The organism is Deltaproteobacteria bacterium (genome assembly GCA_028818775.1).
Taxonomy (GTDB): Bacteria; Desulfobacterota; Binatia; order UBA9968; family JAJDTQ01; genus JAJDTQ01.
The window spans coordinates 22,868-30,313 of record JAPPNE010000169.1 but is presented as its reverse complement, the minus strand read 5'-3'; the positions used below and the strand labels follow the sequence as shown (position 1 = coordinate 30,313).

Here is a 7,446-nt window from a genome sequence, read left to right as displayed (position 1 = left end):
AGTTGCCGCCACGACCCCCAGCAGGAACTGAAGCGTGGTGCCCGAGTCATCGACATCGATCACGTTCCCCGGGGTACGATAGTCACCGCCGTCGATGACACAGGTGTCCCCGGCAAACTCGATGACCGGACCGAACGCAGCGATGTTCTCGGTGGTCGAAGTCATCTTGCCGACGAACGCCCCGGACACGTCGTTGATGGTGGTGCGCCCGTGGGCCAGCGACCCCATGATCATCGCCCGCGTGAAATGGTACTTGGACGAAATGACCCGAAGCGACCCGTGCAGGCCGTCGCAGGGTCTGGATTTGATGTTCATCGAGGCTTCCCCGGTTGATTGTGAAATGGCCGGCACCGCGGGCGCCGACAGAGCGCCGCACTCACTCGGCTGATTACAACCTTGTGGTTCGGCCAATTGAAAGTTTAGTGAGCGGCTATGTGAAAGGTTAAGGGCCGGCCAGATGGAAGATCAAGCATCAGTGCGACACCCGCTGAAGGACCAAGGCATCAACTACCTTCAAGGTGTCAGGACTCCTTCCCGTCACATCACGCGGATCTCGATGCCTTCCCTCCCAAGGATGTCTTCCCGTGTTCAAGCTGATCTTCGCGATCGAAATCTGTTCCGGTGAGAGGTCATCGTAGCCCTCTTCGTAGCCGTTCACGACTACTCGCAGATCGGCGGGACACTGTTGCAGCAGTTCGATCAAATCACTGACGTTCACGCCTTCTCTCCTTGGTATGAGGACGGCACGAAGCCGTGATCGGCAACCCCTTCCTCAGCTTGACACGTAACGAAGCGGGTTGATGATCTCAACGTCGGCGAAATCCTTCTCGTTGTCGGTGACCACGACACAGTCGTTCGCCTCTGCCGTAGCCGCGATAATGGTGTCGAGCGCGCTACGGGGACGGCCTTTCGCTCGGCCCTCTGCCATGAGTCTTGCCCAGACAACGCCGGCCTTTTGGTCAAACGGGAGCACGCGTCCTGCGAACAGAGCAAGCGGTCCCTCCGGACCGGCGAACCAAGCTTCAAGGTCGTCGCGTTTGCGGCCGGCGGACGTCTGCAGCACGCCACGCCAGATCTCGCCGATGGTGAGCGACGAAATGAAGAGGTCTTGGTCGTCCTGCTCTGCCATCCACGCCAGCAACGACTCGGATGGCTCCGGTTTGGTGACGTTGCTGATGATGTTGGTATCGAGAAGATATCGGGTCAAAGATCAACCTTGCGACCGGTCTCGAAGGGACGGGGAGGAACGATATCAGCCCCGACCAGCGGGGAGCGTCGCAACGCCTGAAGGATTCCACCCTTCCGTGGCGCTTCACCCTCAATGGAACGACTGATGAAGACCCGAAGGCGGTCCGACTCCGGCCCCTCTTCCGCCAGGCACTTGGCAAGCGACCGGATCAGTTCGCGGTCAGTCTTGCGTCCGAGCACCTCGAAACGGGCCATGCCACGTTCGGCCAAACGCTCACGGTATCTATCGATGGCGCGTCTCTGGGATGTCTTGCTCACGAGAACCCTCCAGGGTGTGCCCTGGTAATATATCCGGTAATATCTCCAATAGCAAGACACGGTCGTGTCCCACGATCCCGCTTCTCACCGTTCATCACGTCGTCCCTGTTCCCCAAAGCCGTCGAACCGGGACCGCGTAGAGCCCGTCCCCGTGGCTGACACACATCTCTCCGTCGTAGACCACGGCCCCTCCTGCAAAGCGGTTGCCCGCTGCGGCCTTCAACTTGCGCAGGCCACGGAAATCTGCAGCGGTCACGGTCGCTCCGGCCTTGACCTCCACACCTGCGACCGCTTGAGCGCCGCGCTCGATGACGATGTCCACCTCGACCTTGTCCCTGTCACGGTAGTGGAAGAACGTGAAGAAGTCCTCATGCCAACTCGCCTGGCGTCTCAACTCCTGGAACACGAATGTCTCGAGAAGTTGGCCCAGCAGGACACGGTCAACCGCAAGACCGGCTGCATCGACACCGAGCAAGGCGCAAGCCAAGCCCGTGTCACCCATATGCAGCTTTGGCGTCTTGACCAACCGGCTGAGCCGATTGCTGTGCCATGGTAGCAGCCTTTCCAGCAGAAAGACCCGCTCCAACAGAACGATGTAGTCCCGGATGGTCGGCCTGCTGATCTCGAACGGGGCCGCCAACTCGCTCACGTTGAACAGGCCCGCCGTTTGCGCAGCCGACAGGGCGAGAAGTCTCGGAAGCTCTTCCAGCGTTCGAATGCGGGCCAGATCACGAACGTCCCTTTGGTTCTGCGCGTCGAGGTAGTTGCGATACCAGTTGGCGCGCCGGCGCCCGGGCGGACGCGCGAGCGCCGCCGGGTATCCGCCGGCAGCGATACGGTCGCACAACTCGGTGCCCAGCCGCCCCATCTGCTGTGTCTTGAAACCTCGACCGAAGAGGGCATCAAGAAAGTCGGCGAGTCCATCCGAAGCCGGGCCACCCGACCGTCCACTGGCGATTTCAACTTGCGCCAGCGGATGTAACCGGATCACCTCCAGACGACCCGCCAACGAGTCCTGGATCGTCGGAACCCGCAATACGTCGGCCGACCCCGTCAACACGAAACGACCTAGCATCCGCCTTCGATCCACCTCCATCTTCAAGGCGGTAAAGAGCGACGGCACCCGCTGCACCTCGTCGAGGATGACCCTATCGGGGAGATCGGCGACCAAGCCCATCGGATCCTCTTCGGCGCCGGCGCGCGCGACATCGTCGTCGAAGCTGATATAGGCGTAGTCTCGGCCTTCCGCGCTTACGGGACCCAGTGGGGCTCCGTCCGGGGATTTGCGAGCATCCTGCCGATTCAATGTGGCGGGAGCGCACGCCATCTGCGCTAAGGTTGTCTTCCCACATTGGCGCGGACCCTGGATCAAGACCACCGGCGAATCCGCCAGCGCCTCGGCCAGTCGCTGCCCGATATACCGTGGATAGAAGCCACCTTCAGCCATCGGCTGATTGTAACTTTGTGGTGCGGCTGATTGCAAGCCTAGTAGGCGGCTATTTGAAAGGTTAGAGGCGGAAAATTGAAAGACCCTGGTGTCAGCATCCACCGAGTCATGCAAGAATCGGCCGAGAATCAGGAAACTCAGGCCATGGTGCCGGAGCAATCGAGAACGAATGCCATCAGTACTTGCGGCCTTCCTCAATCATCTCGCGGATGGACAGACCGGCGAGACTGTGGCTCTCCTGAAACGCCTTCAGCTTGGCAATTGCTGCGCGCACCTTCCCTGCATCATCACTCATCTCTCATCTCTCCAGTCCCCCCACAAACGGGCAGGTCACCGGGCTTCCCAAGGATTGACAAGCTCAACGCCAACGCGTTGGAAATCAGCGATGTTGCGAGTGGCCACGGTGAGGTCATGGGCCTTCGCCGTTCCCGCGATGAGAGCGTCGCCGAGATCCAGCGTATGTCCTGAGCGCTGGGCTAGTACCCGGAACCGGGCCGCCCACTCCGCCCCCACCCGGTCCACGGGCAGGATTCGGTCCTCGTATTCGGTGGTGAAGCGCAAAAGATCAGCCTCCAGGCCGGACCGCCGTCGTCCTTGTGCCAACCGCCGCACGCCGTATTCCAACTCGTGCACAACGATCGAAGACAGCCATAGGTCGTCATGTTCCGCCAGAAAAGTCACCACACGAGCATCCGGAACGTCGCGCATGGTCTCCGAGACCACGTTCGTGTCCAGGAGATACCCGCTCATTGGTCATCCTCGTCGCTGAACGGAACCTCACGGGCGGAACGGCGGTCCGGGATTTCGAGATCTACCCCGCGTGGCATGTTCTCGATCAGCCACCGGCCAAGGGGCTTTCGAGCTTTATTGTCCCATGCGTCTGCGGGTACCACGACGAACGACCGCCGGGTCCCAATACGTTGCGGCCCTTCCGACTGGGCCAAGCGCAGGATCTCGGAGAGGTGCGCCTTCGCCTGAGCCACAGTCCAAACACGTTGCGGTCCGGTCTTTGTCACGAACAAGCCTCCTCCGATCAAGAGAACACAAGCTGGTCCAGTATAGACCAGGTATTCGGACTTGGCAACGGAGCGCGAAGGAGTCATTGTTCAGCGTGGTCCAGGAGCCTTGGGGCGGCTGCATCCGGTGATGCCCTTGCTTGCGCGTAGAATCCTATGCGCAAAGATCAAGTCTATGCGCAATCAAATGTTGCGCATAGCGCGCTCAGATACTCTACGGGAATATGGTTGGCGGAGGGGGCGAGATTCGAACTCGCGGTCCGCTGTTTAGGCGGACGCCGATTTTCAAGACCGGTGCCTTAAACCGCTCGGCCACCCCTCCATGTTCCGGAAGACCCGGGCGCCCAGTGTCAGGGACGTTTCCAGGAATTTTGCCACTTGGTGACGGGATTTGCCACAAGGTGGCGTTGCCGATGGCGACGACGCCCGGTTCTCGCCTTGAACGCATTCAGCCGAATCGGTACTCTACGGCGCCATGGATACCGGACTCGAAGAACAACTGGTTCTGGCGAACCTCATTCTCGACGAGACGGGTCTCACGGTGCCGTTCGGCCACGTGAGCGTGCGCGTTCCGGGGACGGACCGGTTCCTGATCTCTCGTGCCATCGCGCCCGGTCTGGTCACCGACCAGGATCTCCTGGTGGTGGATCTGGACGGCAAGGTCCTTGAGGGGAAGGGCAAGTGGCACGGCGAGAGCTGGATCCACATCTGCATCTACCGGACGCGGCCGGAGGTCAACGGGGTGGTCCATACACACTCCCTTTACGTGACCGCCCTGGCGACGGCGGAGGGGACGTTCCTGCCGGGGACGGTCTTCGGGTTTCCGTTCGCCGGGGCAAAGCTCTATCGGAAGGCCGGTCTGGTCAATACCAGAGAGCGGGGCGAGGAGATGGCGCGGATCATGGGGACCGACGCGGCGGTGTTGCTGAAAGGCCACGGGGCATCCGTCGCCGGGGCGTCGCTCGAAGAGGCGACGGTGAAGGCGATCATGATGGAGGAGGCGGCGAAGATACAGCTCCTGGCGGGTCTGGGCGGCGGCGCCAAGCCTTACGCGGAGGATGAGTTGGCGGAGTTCGCGCGCGAACTGGAGGAGCAGGCGGTCCGCAACGACCGCCCCGCGGGTCTCTTCGAGCGTGTCTGGGCCTACTACGAGGACAGGGTCCGGCGCGGCCCCCGGTTCAGCTAGCCGGACGGGACACTAGCCCTTCTTGGCCATGCCGGCCAGCAGCTTCTCCGCGGTTATGGGCAACTCCGTGATGCGCACCCCGGTGGCGTCGAACACCGCGTTGGCCACGGACGGCGGCACCGGCGTGATGGAGTGCTCGGCCGCGGGCTTGGCGTTGAAGGGGCCGGGGCCGTCCGTCGCGCCCTCCACCAGGGTGGTCTCGTGGACGGGGACGTCCTTGATGTTGGGCATCTTGTAGTCGCCGAGACTGAGGGTCGTCACCCGGCCGTCGTCCACGGCCACCTCTTCCGACCGCGCCATCCCCAGGCCCTGGATGAGCCCCCCTTCGATCTGTCCCTGATGCGTCACCGGATTGATGACCACCGACACGTCGTGGAAGGTGCTCATGCGCCTCACCTCCACTTCCCCGGTTTCCGCATCCACTTCTGCGTCGCATATCTCCGCCTGAAAGATATGTTGCCTCGGGCGCTCCAGCCCCTTGTAGTAGGCTTGGCCGACGACGGGCTCCTGCGGCGAGAGGGCCGCGATCTCCTGCATGTCCATGCGCCGGCCGTCGTTCTTGAGCACGACTTCGCCGTTCTCCCATAGCAGGGACTCGGGGTCCACGTCCCATGCGTACGCCGCCTTGTCCCGCAGATTCTCGATGAGCGTCTCGGCTGCGCGCGCGACGGCCTGCCCGGTGACGTGGGTCGCTCCCTGGCCCTTGATGCCGTCGTGGTAGGGCGCGCGATTGGTGTCGCCGACCTCCACCGTAACGCGCTCCGGAGCGATGCCCAGGATCTCCGCCACCACCTGCTGCTGCATGGTGTGCACTCCGGTGCCCTGGTCCACGATGCCCACCAGCATGCGCACGGTGCCATCGGCTTGCAGTGCGATCTCCGCGCCCGATTCTCCCTGGCCCACGTGCCGGCACGCGAGGGCGATTCCCCTTCCCGTCAGGCCGCCGGGGCGCCGGGGGGCGAGCTTGGGCCGGTCCCAGAAAGGCTTGGCCTTGAGCAGCACCTCGCGGCACCGGATGTCGAGATACTCGAAGCCCAGGTAATTCGAGTCTCCGTTCACCATGCCGTTGAGCATGCGGAACTCGAGCGGATCCATGGCCATCTCATGGGCGATGATGTCCATGTGGCTTTCGGCCGCGAACACGGTCTGCAGCTCGCCGGAGGCGCGCATGTATCCGCCGGGGACCTGGTTGGTGTAGACGCAGAGACTCTCCAGGCGCGTATGGGGGACCCGATACGCGCCGCCCTGGTTGATGGAGCCGCTCATGTGCGCCGGCGGGCTCGGCTTGAAGGCCCCGTAGGCGCCGCCGTTGTAGATCACCCGGCCCTCCCGCGCCCAGAGGCGGCCGTCGCTCTTCACTCCCGACCGGAGCGTGATCACGGCGGGATGGCGCGGCGCGGAAGCCATCAACTCCTCGGTGTAGGTGCGAACGATCTTCACCGCCTTTCCCGTGGCCAGGGCGAGGTAGTAGGCCAGCGGGATGTCGATGAGGTGGTCCTTGCCGCCGAAGGAGCCGCCCACGGTGACCGGACTGAACACGATCCGGTCCTTGGGAACGTCCAGGTATTCGGCCAACTGGTTGCGCGCGCTGAACGGGGACTGGGTCGCCGCCCAAACCCGGATCCGTCCCTGGCCGTCGATCTCCGCCATGCAGGCGTAGGGCTCGATGTAGCCCTGATGCACCATCTGGGTGCGAAAGGTGTGCTCGAAGACCTTGTCGGACTCCGCGAACCCCTGCTCCAGGTCTCCCTTGTCCGCGTACACCCGCGACTGCACGTTGTGGAGATCCGCCGCCTTGGTGTACGGGGCGTGGTAGGAAGGATAGTCGGGGTGGATCAACGGGGAGTCGGGGGCCAGCGCTTCCAGCGGGTCGTAGACCGCAGGCAGCTCTTCATACTCCACCTCCACGAGGCTCAACGCCTCCTCGGCGCGGTCCTTGTCGTCCGCCGCGACGGCGGCGACCTTGTCGCCCACGAACCGGACCCGGTCCTGCGCGAGGACCGGGAAGTCCTTCAGCGTCCGCCCGGTGAGCTTCGGGTCCACGTCATCAGCGGTAATGACGGCCTTCACGCCGGGCAGGCGCCTGGCCCTGTCCGTATTGATGTGAAGGATGCGGGCGTGAGCATGAGGGCTGCGGAGGATCTTGCCCCACAACCCGCCCGGGCGCAGCACGTCCGCGGTGAACACCGTGCCGCCGGTGACTTTCGCCGCTCCGTCCGCGCGCGCCAAAGGTAACCCGATGGAATGATACTCTGCCATGCCTCATGCTCCGTGGCGCCGCACGCGCGTCC

8 protein-coding genes and 1 tRNA gene are annotated in these 7,446 nt (G+C 63.2%); 1 reads left to right on the top strand and 8 read right to left on the bottom strand.

Annotated elements, in window-relative coordinates:
* The 7 genes from OXU42_18040 to OXU42_18010 all read right to left on the bottom strand — a co-directional run.
* Positions 1-315: hypothetical protein (locus OXU42_18040; GenBank protein ID MDE0031287.1), on the bottom strand; the 315-nt coding region annotated here is incomplete at its 3' end.
* 157 nt (positions 316-472) lie between these two features.
* Positions 473-718, bottom strand: coding sequence for a hypothetical protein (locus tag OXU42_18035; protein MDE0031286.1), 246 nt, complete (start codon positions 716-718; stop codon positions 473-475).
* A 54-nt stretch (positions 719-772) separates the two neighbouring features.
* A complete protein-coding gene (locus OXU42_18030) occupies positions 773-1,207 on the bottom strand; it encodes a type II toxin-antitoxin system VapC family toxin (GenBank protein MDE0031285.1) in 435 nt (144 codons plus the stop codon).
* Complete coding sequence (locus tag OXU42_18025; protein MDE0031284.1) at positions 1,204-1,506, bottom strand: hypothetical protein; 303 nt, start codon at positions 1,504-1,506, stop codon at positions 1,204-1,206. Before OXU42_18025 ends, OXU42_18030 begins: the two co-directional genes overlap by 4 nt.
* Before the next feature lie 94 nt (positions 1,507-1,600).
* Complete coding sequence (locus OXU42_18020; GenBank protein ID MDE0031283.1) at positions 1,601-2,953, bottom strand: ATP-binding protein; 1,353 nt, start codon at positions 2,951-2,953, stop codon at positions 1,601-1,603.
* A gap of 330 nt (positions 2,954-3,283) precedes the next feature.
* Positions 3,284-3,703, bottom strand: coding sequence for a type II toxin-antitoxin system VapC family toxin (locus OXU42_18015; GenBank protein ID MDE0031282.1), 420 nt, complete (start codon positions 3,701-3,703; stop codon positions 3,284-3,286).
* Positions 3,704-4,198: 495 nt separating this feature from the next.
* Positions 4,199-4,291 (bottom strand) — tRNA-Ser (locus OXU42_18010).
* A gap of 153 nt (positions 4,292-4,444) precedes the next feature.
* Between OXU42_18010 and OXU42_18005 the strand changes: the two genes are divergently transcribed.
* Positions 4,445-5,155 carry a class II aldolase/adducin family protein gene (locus tag OXU42_18005; protein ID MDE0031281.1) on the top strand — a complete coding sequence of 237 codons (711 nt, stop codon included), beginning with the start codon at positions 4,445-4,447 and terminating at the stop codon, positions 5,153-5,155.
* Between the two features lie 12 nt (positions 5,156-5,167).
* Here the strand turns inward: OXU42_18005 and OXU42_18000 are convergent, their stop codons facing one another.
* Positions 5,168-7,414 carry a xanthine dehydrogenase family protein molybdopterin-binding subunit gene (locus tag OXU42_18000; protein ID MDE0031280.1) on the bottom strand — a complete coding sequence of 749 codons (2,247 nt, stop codon included), beginning with the start codon at positions 7,412-7,414 and terminating at the stop codon, positions 5,168-5,170.
* Positions 7,415-7,446: the final 32 nt, after the last annotated feature.

Coding starts and splice junctions, on each gene's coding strand:
- OXU42_18020 (MDE0031283.1), bottom strand. CDS start 2,953: ATGGCTGAAGGTGGCTTCTATCCACGGTATATCGGGCAGCGACTGGCC.
- OXU42_18015 (MDE0031282.1), bottom strand. CDS start 3,703: ATGAGCGGGTATCTCCTGGACACGAACGTGGTCTCGGAGACCATGCGC.
- OXU42_18005 (MDE0031281.1), top strand. CDS start 4,445: ATGGATACCGGACTCGAAGAACAACTGGTTCTGGCGAACCTCATTCTC.
- OXU42_18000 (MDE0031280.1), bottom strand. CDS start 7,414: ATGGCAGAGTATCATTCCATCGGGTTACCTTTGGCGCGCGCGGACGGA.